The sequence below is a fragment of the Ottowia sp. genome (genome assembly GCF_035325765.1).
Lineage (GTDB): Bacteria > Pseudomonadota > Gammaproteobacteria > Burkholderiales > Burkholderiaceae_C > Ottowia.
The window spans coordinates 1-20,812 of record NZ_DAOKZG010000004.1; the positions used below are offsets into that span (position 1 = coordinate 1).

The window sequence follows — 20,812 nt, forward strand, 5'->3', positions numbered from 1 at the left end:
ACCGCGACTTCATCGAGCGCCTGATCGACCGCGCCAAGGCCGCCGGCTGCGGCGCCCTGGTGATCACGCTGGACCTGCAGATCCTGGGCCAGCGCCACAAGGACATCAAGAACGGCCTGTCCACCCCGCCCAAGCCCACCCTGGCCAACCTCGTCAACCTGGCGACCAAGCCGCGCTGGATCATGGGCATGCTGGGCACCCCCCGGCGCAAGTTCGGCAACATCCACGGCCACGTCAAGGGCGTCACCGACATGAGCAACCTGGGCGCCTGGACGGCCGACCAGTTCGACCCGCGCCTGAACTGGGGCGACGTCGAATGGATCAAGAAACGCTGGGGCGGCAAGATCATCATCAAGGGCATCATGGAGCCCGAGGACGCGCGCCTGGCCGTCGACAGCGGCGCCGATGCACTGATCGTCAGCAACCACGGCGGGCGCCAGCTCGATGGCGCGCCCTCGACCATCACCGCCCTGCCCGCCATCGTCGACGCCGTGGGCCGGGACATCGAGGTGCACTTCGACTCCGGCATCCGCAGCGGCCAGGACGTGCTCAAGGCCTGGGCCCTGGGCGCGCGCGGCACCTACATCGGCCGCGCCTTCCTGTGGGGCCTGGGCGCGGCGGGCGAAGCCGGCGTGGCCAAGGCGCTGCAGTTGATCCACCGCGAGCTGGATCTCACGATGGCGTTTTGCGGCCACACGCAGCTGGAAGGCGTGGATGCCGCCATCCTGCGGCCTGGCACCTTCCCGACTGCCTGAGAGGCTGGGAGTCGTTTGCCCATGCCCGCCTTGCACGCCAAGACGCCCCGGCTCATCGTTGCATATGCTCGCCATGGCCCGAGCCATGGTTGCGCCTTGCGCCGCGATCCCGGGCGTCTCGACGCACCTTTCGGGTACGTTCAGAAGACTTCCAGCCTCTGACGTCCCACCCGAGGAACCCGCCATGCTGCACCCGCAAGCCCAGGCCCTGATCGACCTGCTGGTGGCCCACGGCCTGCCACCGACGCACACGCTGACGCCCAGCGAGGCACGCAGCTTCTACCGCGACCGTCGCGCGCTCACCCAGCCGACGCCGCCGCCCGTGGCCGAGGTGCGCGAGCTGCGCATTCCCGGCGCCAGTGGCGACATCGCGCTGCGCGCCTACCGCCCGCTGGGCGCCCATCCGGACGCCGTGCTGCCCGCGCTGGTCTACTTCCACGGCGGTGGCTGGGTCATCGGCGACCTGGACACGCACGACACCCTGTGCCGCGAGCTGGCCAATGGCAGCGGCTGCGCGGTGATCGCCGTCGACTACCGGCTGGCGCCGGAGCACCGCTTCCCGGCGGCCTACGACGATGCACTGACCGCCACGCGCTGGGTCGCCCGCCACGCCGCGGAACTGGGCGCCGATGCCACGCGCCTGGCGGTGGGTGGCGACAGCGCCGGCGGCAACCTGGCAGCGGCCGTCACGCTGGCGGCGCGCGACCAGGCCGACGGGCAGGGTCCGCTGCCGCTCGCCTTCCAGTTGCTGGTTTATCCGGCCACCGACATGCGCCGCGGCCACGGTTCGCACCGCAGCAACGGCGAGGGCTACATCCTCACGCGCGAGACCATCGACTACTTCGTCGGCCACTACCTGCCGGCCGGCGCGCCGCTCACCGACTGGCGCGCATCCCCTCTGCTGGCCGCCAGCCACGTCGGGCTGCCGCCGGCCCTGGTGCTCACGGCCGGCTACGACCCGCTGGTGGACGAGGGCCTGGACTATGCGCGCGCCCTGACGGAGGGCGGCGGGTGCGCCAGCTACATCTGCTTCGGCCGCCAGATCCACGGCTTCATCACCATGGGCAAGGTGCTGGACGAGGCCAACACCGCCGTCAGCCTGTGCGCCGCCGAGTTGCGGCGGGCGCTGCAGCCGTGACGTCGCGGCGGACGGCGCATGCCCGCCGGCATGGCCGATGACCGGCCCCGTCTTCATGCGCCGCCAGGCGCGTCCTTGAAGCGCAGCGCGGTCATTTCCTCATTCGTCATTTCTCAGCCCCGAACCCGATCAGCGCCGCCAGCCGCGGCAGCACGGCGCAGGAGTTGGCGCGGGTGGTGGCGGCCCAGTCCTCGGGCGACACCCCGCGCAATGCAGCGATCACGGCGCCGATGCGTGGCAATTCGCCCGGTTCGTTGCGTCCCTGCGGCCGGCCCGCGGCGCGCTCGCGTGCCGTGGCGTACAGCCACTGGGGCGGGATATCGGGGGCGTCGGTCTCCATCACGATGGCGTGCGCCGGCAATGCCCGGGCCAGCGCGCGCAGGCGCGTGGCGCGCTCAAACGTCACGGCACCACCGAAGCCGAGCCGAAACCCCAGGTCCAGCAATTGATCGGCCTGCTGGCGGCTGCCGCTGAAGGCGTGCGCGATGCCACCCACCGCGCCCACTTCGCGCAACGCCCGCAACACCGCGTCGACCGAGCGGCGCACGTGCAGCAACACCGGCAGGCCGTGGCGGCGTGCCAGTCGAAGCTGGCCTCGCAACAGCCATTCCTGCCGTTCGCGCAGCGCGCCCGAGATCAATTCGGGCACGAACAGATCGAGGCCGATTTCACCCACGGCCACGAGGTGCGGGTCATGCGCCGACTCGGCGAGGGCCGCGTCCAGGCGCTCCAGGCCGTCATCCGGCGCCTGCGCCACGTACATCGGGTGAATGCCCAGCGCGTAGGCATCGCCCAGGCGGCGCGCCAGCGCGCGCGCGCGCGCAAAGCCGTCCACGCCGATCGCCGGAATCACGCAGGCGCGCACGCCGGCCTCGGCAGCGCGCGCCCGCACGGCGGCGATGTCGCGCGCGAATTCGGGCGCGTCGAGATGGCAGTGGGTGTCGATCCAGCCGGGCATCCGGCCAGCTTAGCGCAGGCTCAGGCGGGCCGGTGCTGCAGCGACAGGTCCCAGTCGGGGTTGGGCGCGCCCTGCCCCGCAAAGCGCTGATTGCGCGAGTTGGCGCGCCAGATCTGGCCGGCCAGTCCGAGGATCGGCCGCGTGCGGTACCAGTACCACTTGCCATCGCCGTCCTGCGCCGCCCAGTTCCAGCCCGCCTGTGCTTCACTCCAGTCGAGTACCCAGAGGGTCTCCGCCGTCTCGTTCAGGCTGGCAGTTGGGTCCATGGTGTCGTGTGGGTCGCGTTGCGGACCAAAGCATGCTACCGTGCATCCCATCACCCTTCCGCTGTCCGGGATGCATCATGCGCCGCACCGCACTCTACAGCCGATCGACGCCGCCGGCCCCGCCCGCCGGGATGGCCGCGCAGGCGGGCGACCCAGAACCGGCGTCGCCAGCGCCGGCCACCCCGCCCCGGCCGTCGCGCACGCGTCTTGTCTGGCACCACCCGGGTGCGCTGTGGGGCGCCATCGTGGCCCTCGCGCTCGCCCTCGCCCTGAGCCAGGGCCCCTGGCGCGCCCCGGTCGCGCGCCAGCTCACGCAGAAGGACATCGACGCCGCGGTCCTGCACACCGCCCTGCACAAGGTACTGCCCTCGCAGGCCGCGCGCGCCGCGGCCACCGTGGCACCGTCCGTGGTGCGCGTGGAAGGCACGACCGAAGGCAAGAAGAGCAGGAAGGGCCCGACCGAACTGGACCGCGGCATCGGCACAGGCGTGGTCATCATCGACAACGGCACCATCCTCACCAACCTGCATGTGGTGCAAGGCGCCGAGCACATCACCGTGACCTTCTTCGACGGCACGGAAAGCCCGGCCGGCATCGTCAACATCATGCCGGAGAACGACCTGGCGGTACTGCGCGCGCTGAAGATCCCGGACGACCTGCTGGCCGCCACCATGCGCTCCACCGGCGACCTGGCCGAAGGCGATGAAGTGGTGGCGATCGGCTTTCCGTTCGGCATCGGGCCCTCGGTGTCGTCCGGCGTGGTGTCGGGCCTGGGACGCGGCTTTCGCTCGCCCGAGGGCGGCCAGCTGATGAAGAACCTGATCCAGTTCGACGCCGCCGCCAATCCCGGCAATTCCGGTGGCCCGCTGGTCACCATGGACGGCCAGGTGGTGGGCATCGTGACGGCCATCCTCAACCCGACGCCGGCACGCACCTTCCTGGGCATCGGCTTTGCCGTGCCGATCGAGAACGCCGCGGCCGGCGCCGGCCAGGTTCCCTTCTGACCCCTTCGCAGCCACCCGACATGAACGACCAGGACCCGCAGCGCCCCCAGGCCGATCCGCAGACCGCCGAACTGATGGAGCGCATCCTCTACGAGGTCAAGCGCATCGTGGTCGGCCAGGACCGCTTCCTCGAACGCGTGATGGTGGCCCTGCTGGCGGGCGGCCACCTGCTGGTCGAGGGCGTGCCGGGCCTGGCCAAGACGCTCACCATCAAGACCCTGGCCGGCGTGCTGCAGGGCCAGTTCAAGCGCATCCAGTTCACGCCCGACCTGGTGCCGGCCGATCTGATCGGCACGCGCATCTACAACCAGAAGACGGGCGACTTCAGCACCGCGCTGGGCCCCGTGTTCACCCACCTGCTGCTGGCCGACGAGATCAACCGCGCGCCGGCCAAGGTGCAGAGCGCGCTGCTGGAGGTGATGCAGGAACGCCAGGTGACGATTGCCGGGCAGACGCACCACGTGCCCGAGCCCTTCCTCGTGATGGCGACGCAGAACCCGATCGAGACCGAGGGCACCTATCCCCTGCCCGAGGCCCAGGTCGACCGCTTCCTGATGAAGGTGCTGGTCGACTACCCGAGCGACGAGGAGGAATTCGTCATCGCCCAGCGCGTCACCGGCCCGCGCGTGGACGTCCAGCCCGTTGCCAGCATGGAGCAGCTCGCTGCCCTGCAGCAGGCGTGCCGCCAGGTCTACGTGGACCCGTCCCTGGTGCAATACGCCGTGCGCCTGGTGACGGCCACGCGCGTGCCCGCCGACGTGCAGCTGCCCGAGCTGGCGCCGATGCTGAGCTTCGGCGCCAGCCCGCGCGCCACCATCGGCCTGATCGAGGGCGCGCGTGCGCTCGCGCTCATGCGTGGCCGCGCCTACGCCCTGCCCGAGGACATGAGCGACCTGGTGCCCGACGTGCTGCGCCACCGCCTGGTGCTGTCCTACCAGGCGCTGTCGGAAGGCCTGTCGGCCGATCAGATCGTGCTGCGCATCATGGCCAGGGTACCGCCGCCGCCCAAGCCGCTGGCGCACGAGAAGAAGGCGGCTTGAAATGATCTCCCCATGGCGCTGCGCGCCTTCCCTCCCAAGGGGGGCGCACCCAGTGGCCAGAGGAACCCCGTCCACGGGCGCCTCGCCTGGCCTGCTCTGCGGCCCTTTATCCTTCCCTCGTTGGGGGAAGGTCAGGATGGGGGCAGAGTCGCCGTGAAGGGCCGACAGGACCAGGCATGGGGGATGGCGCGTCGCGCCACGGGCGACTGATGGCCCTGCTTCGTCGCCGTCCCCGCCCGCATGCCGTGCCCAATGCGCCACGCGTGGCGGCTGCCGCGAGCGCGCCGGGTGATGCCGACGCCTTGCTGCGCCGCCTGGAGTGGACCGTGCTGCGTCGCCTCGACGGCATGCTGCAGGGCAATGTGCGCACCCTGATGCGCGGCAGCGGCCTGGACCTGGCCGACCTGCGCGAATACCAGGTGCACGACGATGTGCGCCACATCGACTGGAACGTCACGGCGCGGCTCGACGCGCCGCATGTGCGCGTGTTCACCGAGGACCGCGAGATGAGCGCCTGGTTCCTGCTGGATCTGAGCGCCTCGGTGGACTTCGGCTCGGGCCAGCGGCGCAAGCGCGAGGTGCTGGCCGAATTCGTCGCCGTGCTCGCGCGCCTGCTGACGCGCCACGGCAATCGCGTCGGCGCCCTGCTCTATGGCACCGGGGTCGAGCGCGTGATCCCGCCCGGCGCCAGTCGCGCCCACGTGCTGCGCCTGTTGCACGCCATCGGCCAGCGCGCGCAGGCTCCGGCCGCCGGACCGCCAACCACCACGCGCCTGGCCGACCTGCTGGCGACGGCGGGGCGGCTGATCCGACGGCGCTCGACGCTGTTCGTGGTGTCCGACTTCATCAGCGCGCCCGGCTGGGAGCGGCCGCTGGGCCAGCTCGCCCTGCGCCACGAGGTGCTGGCGGTGCGCCTGTTCGACCCGCTGGAGCGTGAATTGCCCGATCTCGGCCTGCTCACCCTGCGCGATGCCGAAAGCGGCGAACAGCTGCTGGTCGACACGCACGACGCGGGCTTTCGCGCCCGCTTCGCACGGCTGGCGGCCGAGCGCGAGCACGCCCTGCGCGAAACGCTGGCGCACGCCGGCGTCGATGCGCTGGAACTCTCGACCGCCGACGACCTGGTTGATGCCGTCGTGCGCTTCACCGAACTGCGCAAGCACCGCACGCGCCTGGCCGCCGGCGGCGGCCTGCCCGCCCACCTGCGCCAGGCCGGCTGAACGGCCGTGACCCAGCGCGATGCACGAGTTCGGGCGCGATCGATTGATTCCCGGGCCATGATGGGGTCAAAATGGGGCTGACCCGAGTATGCGCATGGACCTGAGCTGGCCCGCCTTCCTGCACTGGCCCGCGGCGATCCCGCAGCCCGGTTTCCTGTGGCCGCAGTTCCTGTGGGGCCTGCTGGCGCTGCCGCTGCTGGTGCTGCTCTACCTGTGGCTGCTGCGCCGGCGCCGGCAGCTGGCCGTGCGCTACGCCAGCCTGTCGATCGTGCGCCAGGCCATAGGCAGCGGGCGCGGCTGGCGCCGCCACCTGCCGCCGCTGCTGCTGCTGCTCGCGCTCGCCCTGCTGGTGCTGGCCAGCGCGCGCCCGGTGGCCGTGATCGCCCTGCCCTCCAACCAGCAGACCATCATCCTGGCGATGGACGTGTCGGCCAGCATGCGCGCCACCGACGTCGAGCCCAACCGCCTCGTGGCAGCGCAGGAAGCGGCGCGCACCTTCCTCAAGGAGCTGCCGCGCGACATCAAGGTCGGCGTGGTCGCCTTTGCCGGCTCGGCCCAGGTGGCGCAGCTGCCGACGCTGAACCGCGAGGACCTGCTCACCGCCATCGACCGCTTCCAGCTGCAGCGCGCCACCGCCACCGGCAACGCCATCGTGATCTCGCTGGCGGCGCTGTTCCCCGACGCCGGCATCGAGCTGCAGCAGCTCAGCTTCGAGCGCATGCGCGGCATGGGCCGCTCGCTGGACCAGCCGCCCCCCCGGCAGAACGAATTCATCCCGGTGCCGCCCGGCTCCTATACCTCGGCCGCCATCATCATGCTGACCGACGGCCAGCGCACCACCGGCGTCGATCCGCTGGACGCCGCCCGGATGGCCGCCGACCGCGGCGTCAAGGTCTACACCGTCGGCATCGGCACCGTCGACGGCGAAATCATCGGCTTCGAGGGCTGGTCGATGCGCGTGCGCCTGGACGAGGAAACCCTCAAGGACATCGCCATGAAGACCGCCGGCGAATACTTCTACGCCGGCACGGCCGAAGACCTGAAGAAGGTCTACCAGAGCCTCTCAAGCCGCCTCACCCTGGAAAAGAAGGAAACCGAGATCACGGCCCTGTTCGCCCTGGCCGGCGCGCTGCTGGCGCTGCTGGCGGGCGGCCTGTCGCTGCTGTGGTTCGGGCGGGTGTTGTAGCCTGCCTGCGATGCCCCGGCAAGACGCCCGCCTGCGCACGTCCCGGACACCGTGCCCGCATGACCCGAAGGCCGGTCCGAAATGGGCCGTTGCGGCAGTTTCGCAGCCGACGCCCGAGACGACCGACCGACTTTCGGGCGACGTGCTACTCTTGCCACATCATGTTTGCCCCGACGCAGGAACAAGTGCGGCGCTTCTTCTGCGAGGCCTGGGCCAGGTCGCAGGCCGGGCAGCCGATGCAGGCCATCGAGCAGCTCGCCGCGGACTGGGTGGCCGAACACCCGGAGTGGCATGGCGAACTGGCGGACGCGGACGCCGCCGCGGCGCGCGACTACGGCACGGGCGCGGTCGGCGGCAATCCGTTCCTGCACCTGTCGATGCACCTGTCGATCAGCGAACAGTGCAGCATCGACCAGCCACGCGGCATCCGGCAGGCGGTGGAACTGCTGGCGGCACGCCTGGGCGACCTGCACGCTGCGCACCACGCGGTGATGGACTGCCTGGGCCAGATGCTGGCCGATGCGCAGCAGCGCGGAGGCACGCCCGATGGCGAGGCTTACCTCGCCTGCGTGCGCCGGCGCGCCACCCGGTGATTTTGACTTGACCTGAATCAAGATATCCTGCGGCCGTCCTGCCTCGATGCGTTTGCGGGCAGGAGTGGCACGGGAGCCGGGGACCCGGCGCGCCGGGGCGCTGCGTGGTGTCGGTCGCACGCCCGGGGCCCGGCCATGACGAGCTTCATGCCGCCGCCAGCGGCCAGCCGCTGGCGACGCACGGCTGGGGGCAGCGCGCTGGCTGGCCGCTGGCCATACAGATCCGGGACGCCAGCACGAGGCCATGGCACAGCCGGTGCTGTCGCGGCACAGGCGGCCCGTGGTGCGTGCGGCTCGCGAAGGCCAGGGCGGGTGCTTGCCCGGACCGGTGGCGCCGGCCGCGGCGGGCCTGAAAAGGCCCTCGCGCGGAGGGCCGGTCGGAGACGGAGGGTGTCGGCGCGGTTCAGCGGAAGCGCGACTGCGGCACCGTCTTGACCTCGCCCGGCAACGATCCGATGTACTGCGCGATCGCCTTCAACTCGGCGTTGGAGAACTGCTTGGCCATGCCGGCCATGATCGGATTGCCACGGCCCCAGGTGGCATGGGTGTCGTCACGATAGGCCTTGAGTGCGGCGTACAGGTAGTCGGAATGCTGCCCGGCCAGCTTGGGGTAGCTCGGGTCGATCGGCGCCGAGTAGTTCTCGCCGTGGCAGGAAACGCAGGCGCCCTTCTGCAGCAGGCTGGCGACCTCGGTGCTGGGCTGGCGCGGCGCGGGCAGGGCGGCCGCGCTGGCATCCTTGCCCAGGTTCTCGTAGTAGGCAGCGACGTCGGCGATGTCCTGGTCGCTCATCGAGCCGGCAATGCCACGCATGCTCGGGTGCTTGCGGTCACCCTTGCGGTATTCCTCGAGCACGGTGGCGATGTACCTGGCGTTCTGGCCGGCGATCTTGGGGACGTGGTAGACCTCGGGGAAGCTCGACTTGTAGCCCTTGATGCCATGGCAGCCGATGCACATGGCAATCTTGCCCGCACCGGCCTGGGCGTTGCCCGTGACCTCGGCCTGGGCAGGCAGTGCGGCAAGCAGGCCGGCGACGAGTGCCGCGAACATCGGGGACAGGGTCGGTTTCATTTTGCGCGCACAATCCAAGGTTGTTTGATCCAGGTCAGAGCCAGATTGTAATCATGCCATCCAACTGTCCGAACCCTGGGTTTCCCCGCTGTCTCCGATTCCGCCCGACATGAAATTCCAAGGCACCGATTCCTACGTCGCCACGCAAGACCTGATGCTGGCGGTGAACGCCGCCATCACGCTCAAGCGACCACTGCTGGTCAAGGGCGAGCCCGGCACCGGCAAGACCATGCTGGCCGAGGAAGTGGCGCGCGCCCTGGGCATGCCGCTGCTGCAGTGGCACATCAAGAGCACCACCAAGGCACAGCAGGGACTGTACGAGTACGACGCCGTGAGCCGCCTGCGCGACAGCCAGCTGGGCGACGACCGGGTCAAGGACATCCACAACTACATCGTCAAGGGCGTGCTGTGGCAGGCCTTCACGGCCGAACAGCCGGTGGCCCTGCTGATCGACGAGATCGACAAGGCGGACATCGAATTCCCGAACGACCTGCTGCGCGAGCTGGACCGCATGGAGTTCCACTGCTACGAGACGCGCGAGACCATCGTCGCGCGCAACCGGCCGGTGGTGTTCATCACCTCCAACAACGAGAAGGAATTGCCCGACGCCTTCCTGCGCCGCTGCTTCTTCCACTACATCCGCTTCCCCGAGCCGGAGACGATGAAGCAGATCGTCGACGTGCACTTCCCCGACCTCAAGAAGGACCTGCTGTCGGCGGCCATGAAGGTGTTCTACGACGTGCGCGGCCTGCCGGGCCTGAAGAAGAAGCCCTCGACCAGCGAGCTGCTCGACTGGCTCAAGCTTCTGGTGGCCGAGGACATCCCGGCCACCGCCCTGCACAGCCAGGACGACAAGGTGGCGGTGCCGCCGCTGGTCGGCGCCCTGCTGAAGAACGAGCAGGACACGACGCTGTTCGAGAAGCTGGTGTTCATGAACCAGCGCAATCGCTGACGCCCCATGTCCGTGCCACCGCGCATCCGCCCGCTCGCCGCGCAGGCGCTCGGCTTCGTCGCCGGCGCGCTGGCCGGCTACGGGCTGGCGCGCCTGCTCGGTTTCGACCTCGTGCACGGCGACTGGAGCAGCAACGCGAGCGTGCTGGCGATTGCCGCCGTGGGCCTGTGCGGCGGCATCGGCATCGGCGCCGGACGGCGCTGGGCCGAGGGCACGCAGCGGCGCCGGGGCTGAGCATGACGTGGGTCGAGCCGGTCATCCTGCAGGGCCGCGGCCTGCGCCTGGAGCCGCTCGCCCCGGCGCATGAGGCGGGGCTGCGCGCCGCCGCAGCGGACGGCGAACTGTGGCGCATCCGCGTCACCAGCGTACCCGAGCCCGAGCAGACCCGCGCCTACATCGAGGCCGCGCTGCAGATGCGCGAGGCCGGAAGCCGCCTGGCCTTCGCCGTGCTGGACGCAGCGAGCAGTCGCGTGCTGGGCAGCACCAGCTACCACGACATCCTGCCGGCAGTGCGCCGGCTGGAGATCGGCTACACGTGGTATGCGAAGAGTGTGCAGCGCAGCCACGTCAACACCAGCTGCAAGCTGCTCATGCTGGAACACGCCTTCGATACCCTGGGCTGCGCCGTGGTCGGCTGGCGCACCGACAACTACAACTTCGCGTCACAACGCGCCATCGAGCGCCTGGGCGCGCGCAAGGACGGCGTGATCCGCCACCACGCGCTGCGCCGCGACGGTACCGTGCGCGACACCGTGATGTACAGCATGACGGCCGGCGAATGGCCCGAGGCGCGCGCCCAGCTGCTGGACCTGCTGCAGCGCCATGCGCACGACTGACAGGCGCTGGAGGGCACAACCTTGCTGATCGACTTCTTCTACACCCTGCGCGCGGCGAAGCTCCCGGTCTCGGTCAAGGAGTTCCTGACGCTGCTGGAGGCGCTGCGGGCAAACGTGGTCGGCCCGAACCAGCCCGAGGCCTGCACGATCGACGATTTCTACTACCTCGCGCGCACCGCGCTGGTGAAGGACGAGAAGCACTTCGACAAGTTCGATCGCGCCTTTGCCGCCTATTTCAAGGGCGTCGAGCTGCTGACCGACTTCACGAAGGAGATCCCGGCCGACTGGCTGCGCCAGGTGCTGGAACGCGAGCTCTCGCCCGAGGAGAAGGCCGCGATCGAGGCGATGGGCTGGGACGAGCTGATGGAGACCCTGAAGAAGCGCCTGGAAGAGCAGAAGGGACGCCACGAAGGCGGCAGCAAGTGGATCGGCACGGGCGGCACCAGCCCGTTCGGCCACGGTGGCTACAACCCGCAGGGCGTGCGCATCGGCGGCAAGGGCAGGAACCGCAGCGCGGTCAAGGTCTGGGACCAGCGGGCATATCGCGACTACGACGACAGCCAGGAACTGGGCACGCGCAACATCAAGGTGGCGCTGCGGCGCCTGCGCCGCTTCGCACGCGAGGGCAGCGAGCTGGAGCTGGACCTGCCCGACACCATCCGTTCGACCGCCGCCAACGCCGGCTGGCTCGACATCAGGATGGTGCCCGAGCGCCACAACACGGTGAAGGTGCTGCTGCTGATGGACGTGGGCGGCACCATGGACGAGCACATCCAGCGGGTCGAGGAGCTGTTTTCGGCGGCCAAGAGCGAACTCAAGCACCTGGAGTTCTACTACTTCCACAACTGCGTCTACGACTTCATGTGGAAGAACAACCGCCGCCGCTTTGCCGAGAAGTTCCCGACCTGGGACATCATCCGCAAGTACAACAAGGACTACAAGCTGATCTTCGTCGGCGACGCGACGATGAGCCCCTACGAGATCCTGCAGCCCGGCGGCAGCGTCGAGTACAACAACGAGGAGCCCGGGGCCGAGTGGCTGCAGCGCCTGACGCACGCCTTCCCCCGGTACGCCTGGATCAATCCCGAGCCGCAGGGCGTCTGGCAGTATCGCCAGAGCATCGCCATCATCCAGCAGCTGATGGGCGGGCGCATGTATCCGCTCACGCTCAAGGGACTGGAAGACGCGATGCGCATGCTGTCGAAATAGCCCGGCCGTCGCGCCTGGTGTGGTGCGCCGCTATTCCTTGCACTTTCAGAGCTCCCAGAAAGCGTCCAGGCAAGGCGCAGCCCGCAGCCCGCAGCCAATGGTGATTCCCTTGGCAAGGGCTGCAACGCGGCATGGACGCTTTCTGGGGGCTCCCTTCGGGCGAGCCGCTCAGCAGCCCGCTGCGGCGTTGCGCCCGCTTGAAAGGCGCACGGCATTCCTGCGCGTGCGCGCCTTGCATCGAGCCGCTGAACGACTCGCTGCAAGTACAAGGAATAACGGCGCACCACACTAGACTCCGGCTGGTGAAGCGTCCCTCCGTCCACCGGGTTGGCCGGCCTGGCCTGCCCGCTGCCCTGCTGCTCGGCCTGGCCCTGCTGCTGCCCGGCTGCGGGCTGCTGCCCGGCGCGGACGCGGAGCCGGCCAGGCCGGCGCCCACGACGGCTGACGGGGATGCGGGCCTGGAGCCGGCCCAACCCGCCTTCGACATCCGGGTCGAGAGCGCGGACGCGAAGCTGCGCACCCTGGTGCAACGCCACAACGAACTGCGGCGCTACCGCGCACTGCATGACCTGGATGACGCCGAATTCGCACGCCTGATGGCGCTGGCCGAGCGCGACGTGCGCAACCTGCTGGGCACCGAGGGCTACTTCCTGCCCGAGGTCAGGATCCGGCGCGAGCGCGGCGATCCGCGCCCCGTCGTGGTGATCGAGATCGACCCCGGCACGCCCACCACGGTGCGACGCGTGCAGATCGAATTCGAGGGCGACATCGCCACGACGACCGATGCCGCTGCCCTCCGGCAGCGCACGGCGATCGAGCACGACTGGGCGCTGGACAAGGGTCGCCGCTTCACCCAGGAACGCTGGTCGGACGCCAAGACCGAGGCCCTGCGCCAGCTGGTGCAGCAGCGCTACCCGCGCGGGCGCATCCGCTACAGCCTGGCCGACGTGGACGCGGCCGCGGCGCGCGTCGACCTCACGCTGCGGCTGGACTCGGGCGCGCCGTACCACCTCGGGCCGAGCGTGGTGCAGGGCGCCCAGCGCTATCCGGCCTGGCTGCCCGGCATCCTGTCCTGGCTCGAGCCCGGCGAGGTCTACGACCAGAAGCGCCTGGTCGACGCCCAGCAGCGCCTCACCGGCAGTGGCTACTACGACTCGGCCTACATCAGCATCGAGCCCGATGGCGGCCCGGACGCCGTGCCGGTGCTCTACACGCTGACCGAAGCCAGGCGCCAGAAGCTGCAGCTGGGCATCGGCTACAGCACCGACGCTGGCCCGCGCCTGACGCTGGAGCACCGCCACAATCGCTTCCTGGGCAGCAGCTGGCGCGCCGACACCAGGCTGCAGCTGGACCGCAAGACGCCGCTGCTGCAGGCCGAGCTGAGCTCGCTGCCCAATGCCGGCGGCTGGCGCTGGACCGGCATGGGCCGCTACATGCGGCAGGACGACGGCACGCTGAACACGCTGTCGCGCACGCTGCGCGTGGGCCGGATCAAGAACGCCGAACGGTACGACCGCCAGTTCTACCTGCAGTACGAGCACGCCACCGTCACCGGCTCGGGGTCCACCGCGGTGCCGGACGCCCTGCTCGGGGACGGCGCCGCACTGAGCGCCAACTACGCCTGGACCGGCCGTTATTTCGACAGCCTGCTGACGCCCCGGCGCGGCTGGGGCCTGGGCTTCGACGTCGGCGCCGGCATGACCACGCTGAGCCCGCGCAAGCCGTTTGCGCGCATGAGCGGACGCTGGCTCGGCTTCGTGTCGCTGGGCCAGGGCGACAGCCGGCTCGCGCTGCGTGCCGAGGGCGCCGCCATCCTGGCCAGCGACGCGGCGCGGCTGCCGGCGACGATGATGTTCCGCACCGGTGGCGACGCCACGGTGCGCGGCTACGCCTACCGCCGCATCGGCATCCCGGTCGGCGGCGGCCTGGTCGGGCCCGGGCGCTACATGGGCGTGGGCAGCGTCGAGTGGCAGCGCCCGATCCTGCAGGAGCGTTTTCCCGGCCTGCTCGAACACACGCTGTTCATCGACGTCGGCAGCGTTGCCAACCACGCACGCAACCTGCGCCCGCACTGGGGCGTGGGCACCGGCCTGCGCCTGCTGACCCCGGTAGGGCCGATGCAGCTCGACCTCGCCTACGGCCTGAAGACCCGCGAGGTGCGACTGCACATGAACGTGGGGTTCGTGTTCTGATGACCGAACCGACCGCACCCGTGGAGCCTCAGGCGCACGCCGCGGCCGCCCCGCGCCGGCGCGCCGGCGCGCTGCGCTGGGCCGGACGCGCGCTGGCGGCGCTGCTGGCGTTGCTGGCGCTCGTGCTCGCCGGGCTCTGGATCTGGGCCGGCAGCGCCGGCTCGCTGGCCACGGTCCTGCGCTGGGTCGGCACGCAGCTGCCGCTGCAGGCCGAGGCGGTGAGCGGCAGTGTGCTCGGCGGCGGCACGATCGGGCGCCTCGCCTGGAACGACGGCAACGGCCTGCACGTCGAGGTTGAGGAACTGGTGCTGCACTGGACGCCGCGTGCCCTGCTGGCGCGCACCCTGCAGGTCGAGCAGCTGGCCGCCAGGCGCATCGTGATCGACGACCAGCGCCCGGCGGGCGAGCCGACGACCGCACCGCCCGATGCCATCGCGCTGCCACTGAAGCTGCGCGTGGACGCACTGCGCGTGGACGAGCTGCAGTGGGCCGGCCCGCCGCCCCAGGCGGTGCGCGACCTGACGGCGCGCTACGACTACGACGGCCGGCGCCACGCACTGGCACTGGAACACGCACACTTCGAGAACGGCGACTACCACGCGCGCCTGCAGCTCACGGACCGGCACCCTGTCACCCTCGACCTGGCCCTGGCGGGCGCGCTCACCACGGCGGTTCCGGGCAGCGACGAAGCCGCCGCCTTCGCCCTGCGCGCCGGCGTGCAGGGGCCGCTGGCCGACCTGCAGGCGCGTGCCGATCTGCAGCAGCTTTCCCTGCCGACCGACGCGGGGGCGCCAGCGCTGCCACCCCTGCCGGAATTCGCGCAGCTGGCAGCGACCCCGACGGCCGAAGCCGATGCCGACGCGGGCGCCCAGGCCCGTGCCAGTGCCCGCATCACGCCCTGGGCAGCACAACCCCTGCCCGAAGCGCGGCTGCACCTGCGCGCCCTGGACCTGGGCGCCCTCTGGGCCCAGGCGCCCGCCACCCACCTGGGCGGCACGCTCGACCTGGCGCCGCTGGCCGCCGCGGACGCGGCCGGCGGCGGCTGGACGCTGCACGCCGCGCTCGAGAACCGGCAGCCCGGCCCCTGGGACCAGCGCCAGCTGCCGCTGGAGCAGATGACCGCCGACCTCGACTGGCAGGATGGCACCGCCACGGTCCGCACGCTGCAGGCGCTGCTGGCGGGCGGAACGCTCGAAGCCAGCGGCCGCTGGGTCGCACCGCCATCCGAGTCGACATCCGCCACCGACGACGCCGGCACGGCAGCGACGCCGCCCTGGCGGCTGGACGCGCGGCTGCACGGCATCGAGCCCGATCGACTGCACACGCAGCTGCAGGCCGACCCGATCGACGGCACGGCGCAGCTGGGGGGCCAGGGCGAGGCGATCGACTTCGAACTTGAACTGCAGGCGCGCGCGCCGGCTGCCGCGCCAGCACCGCGCCAGGCACCCGCGGGCGAGTCCGCGATCGACCTGCGGGCACTGCGCCTGCGCCACGCCAGCGCGCGCGGCCGCTGGCACGACCGGCAGCTGGAGCTGCAGCAGCTGCGCGTGCGCACCGACGATGCCGAACTGGCCGGGACGGCCGCGCTGCAGCTTGCCGGGCCCGGCGGCACGGCCGACCTGAAGCTGAAGCTCCCGGGTGCCGAACTGGCGGTGCAGGGCGAAGCCCAGCCGGACCGCGGCGCCGGCACGCTGCGCCTGGCGCTGAGCGACGCGCGCCAGGTGCTGGCCTGGGCGCGGCGCATGCCGGGCCTGGATGCGATCCTGGCCAGTGCCGAGGCCAGCGGCCGCGCCACGCTGGACGCGCACTGGCGCGACGGCTGGCGCAACCCCCGGCTGCAGGCCCGCCTGGCGTCTCCCGGCCTGGAACTGCAGCTGCCCGCCGGCGACGAGCCACAGGCGCCGATCCGGGTGCGCGCCCTGGCGCTGGATCTCGATGGCCGCCTGGATGCGGCCCGGCTCGACGCCAGCGGCGAGCTCGCGCAAGGCGAACGCACGCTGCAGTTCCAGCTGCAGGCCGACGGCGGCCGCACCGGCCCTGCCAGTACCCCGCTGGCCCAGGCCGGCTGGGGAGCGCGCATCGCCCGCCTGCAGGCCGAGGTCGCCGCTCCCGAGCTCGGCCAGGGCCGCTGGCGCCTGGCCACCGAGGGCGGGCCCGTGCCGCTGGCCTGGTCGCCGGCCGAAGGCGGCCGCTTCGAAGCCGGCGCCGGCGCGCTGGCCATCACCTCCCCCGCGCCCGTGTCGCAGGCGCGCGTGGCCTGGGAGCCGCTGCGCTGGCGCGCCGGCGAACTGCACAGCCGCGGCCGCCTCACCGGCCTGCCGCTGCAGTGGGCCGAGCGCCTGGGCGGCGACACGCTGCGCGAGGCCGGCGTGACCGGCGACGTGGTGTTCGATGGCGCCTGGGACCTCGCCCTGGGCAGCTCGCTGCAGGTGCGCGCCCAACTGGAACGCACCCGTGGCGACCTGACCCTGCTCGCCACCGACGGCGACACCGGCGTGCAGTCGCGCGTCCCCGCCGGGCTGCGCGAAGCGCGGCTGGAACTCGCCGGCAACGGCCCTGAACTCGCGCTGCGCCTGGCCTGGGACAGCGCCCAGGCCGGCAGCGCCAACGGCAGCCTGCGCACCCAGCTGCACGCCACGCACAACGCCGACGGCGCCACGCACTGGGACTGGCCCGAAACGGCGCCACTGCAAGGCCGGCTGCAGGCGCAGCTGCCGCAGATCTCGGCCTGGTCGGTGCTGGCGCCACCGGGCTGGCGACTGCGCGGCTCGCTCGGTGCCGACGTGCGCCTGGGCGGCACGCGCGCCGCGCCGCTGCTGGACGGGACGCTGGGAGCCGACAACCTGGCACTGCGCTCGGTGGTGGATGGCATCGCGCTCGAGCACGGCCGCCTGCGCGCGCGCCTGGACGGCACGCGCCTGCTGGTCGACGAGCTCACGCTGGAAGGCGCCGGCCCGCAGGGCAGCGGCGGCCGGCTGCGGGCCAGCGGCGAGGCCGGCTGGATCGACGGCCGCGCGCAGGCAAGCCTGGATGCCCGGCTGGAGCGAATGCGTGTCAGCGCCCGCAGCGACCGCGAAGTCGACGTTTCCGGACAGGTGCAGGCGCGGCTGGACGGCCGCGCCGTCGAGGTCGACGGCCAGCTGCAGGTGGACCACGCGCGCATCGTGCTGCCGGACGAGAACGCCCCGCGCATGGACGACGACGTGATCGTGCGCGGCCCCGACGGGCGCGTGATGTACGGCCGCGAAGGCCCCGGCGCCGTCGCCACCCCGACCAGCGAGGCCGGCCAGCAGCTGGCCGCGCAACAGGAGCGCAGCAGCGCCGCGCGCGCGCGGCGGGACGAGCCCCTGACGGTGCGGGCGCGGGTCGGCATCGACCTCGGCCCGGACTTCCAGCTCAGCGGCATGGGCATAGCCACGCGCCTGGCCGGCAAGCTGGCGCTGAGCGCCGACGGACCGCTGGGCCGCATGCCCGAGCTCAAGGGCACGGTGCGCACGGTGGGCGGCAGCTTCCACGCCTATGGCCAGCAGCTGGCGATCGAGCACGGCGAAATCGTGTTCCGCGGCGATCCCGCCAACCCGACGCTGGAGATCATCGCCCTGCGCCCCAACTACACCAGCGACCAGCGCGTCGGCGTCGAGGTCGCCGGCAGCGCCCTGCTGCCGCGCGTGCGCCTCTATTCACAGCCGCAGCTGCCCGACAGCCAGGCGCTGGCCTGGCTGCTGCTGGGGCGCGAGGCGCCCGAGACCGGCGCCGAGTCCGCCATGTTGCAGACCGCCGCGCTGGCCTTGCTCGGCGGACGCGAGGGGCGCGGACTGGCCGCCACCTTCGGCCTTGACGAGCTGAGCTTCAGCAGCGGCGACGGCGAGGTCGGCAGCGCCAGCGTAACGCTGGGCAAGCGCCTGTCGGACCGGCTCTACGCCGCCTACGAGCACAGCGTCGCGGGCGCCAGCGGCACCCTGCTGATCTTCTACGAGCTGTCGCGCCGCTGGTCGCTGCGCGGCCAGGCCGGCGTCGACTCGGCGGTGGACCTGATCTTCCGGCTGTCGTTCGATTGAGGCGGAATCCCGACCAGTGCAGTGTTTCGCGCTGTCAGGTACTTATAACGAGTCGCCAAGGGGCCAGCTGCGCGGCGCGTGGCCGCAGGCATGGTGGCCCCATGTCAAGGCCGCGCAACAAGGCAGATGGCCCCTTGGCGGCTCGCCCTGCGGGAAGCCAGAAAAAGGCTCGCGGCGGCGTTGCGATTCTTGCCAAGGCCGCCAGCATTGGCGGCGAACCGCGCCTTGCCGCAAGCCTTTTTCTGGCTTTTATAAGTGCCTGACAGCGCGAAACACTGCACTACTTGCCCAGCTGCTGGTTGTAGGCCGCGCGCGCGTCCAGGAAGCGCTGGAACGGAAACTTGATCGGCACGCCCTCGAGCGCGCCGGCCAGCATGTCCAGATGCCCCTCGAAGCCGGCGCAGGCCTTGGCCGCGTCTTCGCCCGCCGGCGTGCGCACGGTGAGCGTCAGGCGGGTGCCGCCCGGCACCTCGTCCAGCTGCCAGCGCAGCGGGCGTTCCGGCTCGCCGGCGCTGCTCCAGGAATAGCTCAGCAGCCGTTCGGGCTCGAGCGCCAGCACGGTGCTGGCGATCGCCGTGCCGCTGTCCTGGAAGTCGATCCGTACCGCGCCGCCGGGACGCAGTTCGATCGTGCCGGGAGCAATCCACTTGGCGAACTCGACCGGCTCGGTCAGCATGCGCCACAACTCGGCGCGTCCATGGCCCTCGTAGGTGCGCTGCAGCGTGCCTTCGCAGCCGCCCTCGGGCAGCGTCCGGATCGTCCCCCACGGGTTCGGGTCTTCTTGCATCGGTCTCTCCAGGAACTTGCAGAAGCCGATCTTGCCCCAAGCACAGGCCGCACGCAGGTCGCGCGCGACAAGATAGCGCGCGCCGCCGTGGCACTGCTGCGCCAGGCGCCGTCGATACAATGCCCGAGCCGCACCGCCGTAGTTCAATGGATAGAACGAGCGCCTCCTAAGCGCTAGATACAGGTTCGATTCCTGTCGGTGGTGCCATCCCGGCCCGCACCGCCCGTCCGCATCTTCCAGAGCCCGTGCCTGCCTACACCTTCGAAGCCCTGCAAGCCGATGGCCAGACCCGCAAGGGCGTGATCGAGGCCGACACCGTACGGCTGGCGCGTGCGCAGCTGCGCGGCCAGGCACTGGTGCCGCTGTCGGTCGAACCGGTCGCTGCCGGCCCCGACACCCTGCTGACACGCCCCCTGGGCGGCGGTCACGCCTTCAATGCCACCCAGCGGGCGATCTGGACACGCCAGCTGGCCGGCCTGGTCGGCTCCGGCCTGCCACTGGAGCGCGCACTCACCGCCCTGGCCGACGAGGCTGAAACCGAGCGCCAGCGCCAGCTCGTGGCCAGCCTGCGCGCCGAGGTCAACGCCGGCGCGCCGCTGGCGCGTGCCATGGCCCAGCACCCACGAGAGTTCTCGCCCGTCTACACCGCCGTCATCGCCGCAGGCGAACAGGGCGGCCACCTGGGCGCGGTGCTGGAGCGCCTGGCCGACGACCTGGAAGAACGCCAGGCGCTCAAGGGGCGGCTCATCGGCGCCGCGCTCTACCCGGCCATCGTCACCGTGGTGGCCATCGTCATCGTGGTTTTCCTGGTCAGCTACGTGGTGCCGCAGGTGGCGAACGTGTTCGCTGGCACCAAGCAGGCGCTGCCGACGCTCACGGTGGTCATGCTGGCGCTGAGCGCCTTTGTGCGCAGCTGGGGCTGGTGGCTGGTCGGCGCGATTGCATTGATGGCGGTTGGCGTGCATCTGGCCCTGCGCAGCGCCACGGTCCGCCAGCAGTTCGACGCCGCGTGGCTGCGCCTGCCCCTGGTCGGGCGCCTGGCGCGCGGTTACAACGCGGCACGCTTTGGCGCCACCCTGGCCATGCTCGCGGGCGCCGGCGTGCCGATCCTGCGTGCGCTGCAGGCAGCGGCGGAGACGCTGCACAACACCGCCATGCGCGCCGACGCCGAGGATGCCCTGGTGATGGTGCGCGAAGGCGCGCCGTTGGCCGCCGCGCTGGCGCAGAAAAAGCGCTTCCCGGGCCTGCTCGCGATGTTCGCGCGCCTGGGTGAACAGACCGGCGAGCTGCCACGCATGCTCGAGCGCGCCAGCCAGCAGCTCTCCACCGAGGTGCAGCGACGCGCCATGCAGCTCGCCACCGTGCTGGAGCCCCTGCTGATCGTCGTCATGGGCGTGGTCGTGCTGCTGATCGTGCTGGCGGTGATGCTGCCGATCATCCAGTTGAACCAGTGGGTGCGATGAGGCAGCGCGGGGCGATCACCGGACAACCGGACGCGAAAGCCGCGAAAGTTCCGCGAAGGACGCAAAAAACATTCACGCCTGTTTCG

The 20,812-nt window shown here is 71.3% G+C and carries 18 protein-coding genes and 1 tRNA gene; 15 read left to right on the forward strand and 4 right to left on the reverse strand.

Annotated features, from left to right (window positions below; all coding sequences use genetic code 11):
- Together PKA16_RS02505 and PKA16_RS02510 are read left to right on the forward strand one after the other, a co-directional pair.
- Nucleotides 1–755: alpha-hydroxy acid oxidase (locus tag PKA16_RS02505; protein WP_324400071.1), on the forward strand; the 755-nt coding region annotated here is incomplete at its 5' end.
- 184 nt (nt 756–939) lie between these two features.
- Entirely contained in the window at nt 940–1,893 is a 954-nt protein-coding gene (locus PKA16_RS02510) for an alpha/beta hydrolase (RefSeq protein ID WP_324400073.1), read from the forward strand.
- 106 nt (nt 1,894–1,999) lie between these two features.
- On the opposite strand, the gene PKA16_RS02515 is transcribed toward PKA16_RS02510, so the two are convergent.
- Together PKA16_RS02515 and PKA16_RS02520 are read right to left on the reverse strand one after the other, a co-directional pair.
- Nucleotides 2,000–2,851, reverse strand: coding sequence for a TatD family hydrolase (locus PKA16_RS02515; protein ID WP_324400075.1), 852 nt, complete (start codon nt 2,849–2,851; stop codon nt 2,000–2,002).
- A 20-nt stretch (nt 2,852–2,871) separates the two neighbouring features.
- A complete protein-coding gene (locus PKA16_RS02520; RefSeq protein WP_324400077.1) occupies nt 2,872–3,117 on the reverse strand; it encodes a hypothetical protein in 246 nt (81 codons plus the stop codon).
- Nucleotides 3,118–3,194: 77 nt separating this feature from the next.
- On the opposite strand from PKA16_RS02520, the gene PKA16_RS02525 reads away from it, so the two are divergent.
- From PKA16_RS02525 to PKA16_RS02545, 5 genes are all read left to right on the forward strand, one after another.
- Nucleotides 3,195–4,121, forward strand: coding sequence for a trypsin-like peptidase domain-containing protein (locus PKA16_RS02525; RefSeq protein WP_324400079.1), 927 nt, complete (start codon nt 3,195–3,197; stop codon nt 4,119–4,121).
- A gap of 20 nt (nt 4,122–4,141) precedes the next feature.
- Nucleotides 4,142–5,161 carry a MoxR family ATPase gene (locus tag PKA16_RS02530; RefSeq protein WP_324400081.1) on the forward strand — a complete coding sequence of 340 codons (1,020 nt, stop codon included), beginning with the start codon at nt 4,142–4,144 and terminating at the stop codon, nt 5,159–5,161.
- 263 nt (nt 5,162–5,424) lie between these two features.
- Nucleotides 5,425–6,381, forward strand: coding sequence for a DUF58 domain-containing protein (locus tag PKA16_RS02535; protein WP_324400083.1), 957 nt, complete (start codon nt 5,425–5,427; stop codon nt 6,379–6,381).
- Nucleotides 6,382–6,475: 94 nt separating this feature from the next.
- Nucleotides 6,476–7,567 carry a VWA domain-containing protein gene (locus PKA16_RS02540; protein WP_324400085.1) on the forward strand — a complete coding sequence of 364 codons (1,092 nt, stop codon included), beginning with the start codon at nt 6,476–6,478 and terminating at the stop codon, nt 7,565–7,567.
- A gap of 161 nt (nt 7,568–7,728) precedes the next feature.
- The gene (locus tag PKA16_RS02545) at nt 7,729–8,160 is read left to right on the forward strand and encodes a DUF1841 family protein (RefSeq protein WP_324400087.1); all 432 of its coding nucleotides are present in this window, start codon (nt 7,729–7,731) and stop codon (nt 8,158–8,160) included.
- A 403-nt stretch (nt 8,161–8,563) separates the two neighbouring features.
- On the opposite strand, the gene PKA16_RS02550 is transcribed toward PKA16_RS02545, so the two are convergent.
- Nucleotides 8,564–9,229 (reverse strand): c-type cytochrome, encoded by a 666-nt coding sequence (locus tag PKA16_RS02550; RefSeq protein ID WP_324400089.1) that lies wholly within the window; start codon nt 9,227–9,229, stop codon nt 8,564–8,566.
- Nucleotides 9,230–9,338: 109 nt separating this feature from the next.
- Between PKA16_RS02550 and PKA16_RS02555 the strand changes: the two genes are divergently transcribed.
- The 6 genes from PKA16_RS02555 (at nt 9,339) to PKA16_RS02580 (ending at nt 18,476) form a co-directional block, all read left to right on the forward strand.
- Nucleotides 9,339–10,181 (forward strand): MoxR family ATPase, encoded by an 843-nt coding sequence (locus tag PKA16_RS02555; protein ID WP_324400091.1) that lies wholly within the window; start codon nt 9,339–9,341, stop codon nt 10,179–10,181.
- A gap of 6 nt (nt 10,182–10,187) precedes the next feature.
- Nucleotides 10,188–10,415: a hypothetical protein gene (locus PKA16_RS02560; RefSeq protein WP_324400092.1), complete on the forward strand. Its 228-nt coding sequence runs from the start codon at nt 10,188–10,190 to the stop codon at nt 10,413–10,415.
- Between the two features lie 2 nt (nt 10,416–10,417).
- On the forward strand, nt 10,418–11,017 hold the full coding sequence (locus PKA16_RS02565; protein WP_324400094.1) for a GNAT family protein: 600 nt from the start codon (nt 10,418–10,420) through the stop codon (nt 11,015–11,017).
- A 21-nt stretch (nt 11,018–11,038) separates the two neighbouring features.
- On the forward strand, nt 11,039–12,226 hold the full coding sequence (locus PKA16_RS02570; RefSeq protein WP_324400096.1) for a VWA domain-containing protein: 1,188 nt from the start codon (nt 11,039–11,041) through the stop codon (nt 12,224–12,226).
- 302 nt (nt 12,227–12,528) lie between these two features.
- Complete coding sequence (locus PKA16_RS02575; protein WP_324400098.1) at nt 12,529–14,418, forward strand: BamA/TamA family outer membrane protein; 1,890 nt, start codon at nt 12,529–12,531, stop codon at nt 14,416–14,418.
- Entirely contained in the window at nt 14,418–18,476 is a 4,059-nt protein-coding gene (locus tag PKA16_RS02580) for a translocation/assembly module TamB domain-containing protein (protein ID WP_324400099.1), read from the forward strand. Before PKA16_RS02575 ends, PKA16_RS02580 begins: the two co-directional genes overlap by 1 nt.
- A 280-nt stretch (nt 18,477–18,756) precedes the next feature.
- Here the strand turns inward: PKA16_RS02580 and PKA16_RS02585 are convergent, their stop codons facing one another.
- Nucleotides 18,757–19,263, reverse strand: coding sequence for an SRPBCC family protein (locus PKA16_RS02585; protein WP_324400101.1), 507 nt, complete (start codon nt 19,261–19,263; stop codon nt 18,757–18,759).
- 132 nt (nt 19,264–19,395) lie between these two features.
- Between PKA16_RS02585 and PKA16_RS02590 the strand changes: the two genes are divergently transcribed.
- Together PKA16_RS02590 and gspF are read left to right on the forward strand one after the other, a co-directional pair.
- Nucleotides 19,396–19,470, forward strand: a tRNA-Arg gene (locus tag PKA16_RS02590).
- Between the two features lie 38 nt (nt 19,471–19,508).
- Nucleotides 19,509–20,726, forward strand: coding sequence for a type II secretion system inner membrane protein GspF (gene gspF, locus PKA16_RS02595; RefSeq protein WP_324400103.1), 1,218 nt, complete (start codon nt 19,509–19,511; stop codon nt 20,724–20,726).
- Nucleotides 20,727–20,812 lie beyond the last annotated feature (86 nt).

Bases quoted from the DNA above. Each gene is read 5' to 3' on its own strand.
- PKA16_RS02555 (WP_324400091.1), top strand. From the start codon at position 9,339: ATGAAATTCCAAGGCACCGATTCCTACGTCGCCACGCAAGACCTGATG.
- PKA16_RS02540 (WP_324400085.1), top strand. From the start codon at position 6,476: ATGGACCTGAGCTGGCCCGCCTTCCTGCACTGGCCCGCGGCGATCCCG.
- PKA16_RS02585 (WP_324400101.1), bottom strand. From the start codon at position 19,263: ATGCAAGAAGACCCGAACCCGTGGGGGACGATCCGGACGCTGCCCGAG.
- PKA16_RS02560 (WP_324400092.1), top strand. From the start codon at position 10,188: ATGTCCGTGCCACCGCGCATCCGCCCGCTCGCCGCGCAGGCGCTCGGC.
- PKA16_RS02580 (WP_324400099.1), top strand. From the start codon at position 14,418: ATGACCGAACCGACCGCACCCGTGGAGCCTCAGGCGCACGCCGCGGCC.
- PKA16_RS02550 (WP_324400089.1), bottom strand. From the start codon at position 9,229: ATGAAACCGACCCTGTCCCCGATGTTCGCGGCACTCGTCGCCGGCCTG.
- PKA16_RS02525 (WP_324400079.1), top strand. From the start codon at position 3,195: ATGCGCCGCACCGCACTCTACAGCCGATCGACGCCGCCGGCCCCGCCC.
- PKA16_RS02565 (WP_324400094.1), top strand. From the start codon at position 10,418: ATGACGTGGGTCGAGCCGGTCATCCTGCAGGGCCGCGGCCTGCGCCTG.
- PKA16_RS02530 (WP_324400081.1), top strand. From the start codon at position 4,142: ATGAACGACCAGGACCCGCAGCGCCCCCAGGCCGATCCGCAGACCGCC.
- PKA16_RS02545 (WP_324400087.1), top strand. From the start codon at position 7,729: ATGTTTGCCCCGACGCAGGAACAAGTGCGGCGCTTCTTCTGCGAGGCC.
- PKA16_RS02510 (WP_324400073.1), top strand. From the start codon at position 940: ATGCTGCACCCGCAAGCCCAGGCCCTGATCGACCTGCTGGTGGCCCAC.
- PKA16_RS02520 (WP_324400077.1), bottom strand. From the start codon at position 3,117: ATGGACCCAACTGCCAGCCTGAACGAGACGGCGGAGACCCTCTGGGTA.
- PKA16_RS02515 (WP_324400075.1), bottom strand. From the start codon at position 2,851: ATGCCCGGCTGGATCGACACCCACTGCCATCTCGACGCGCCCGAATTC.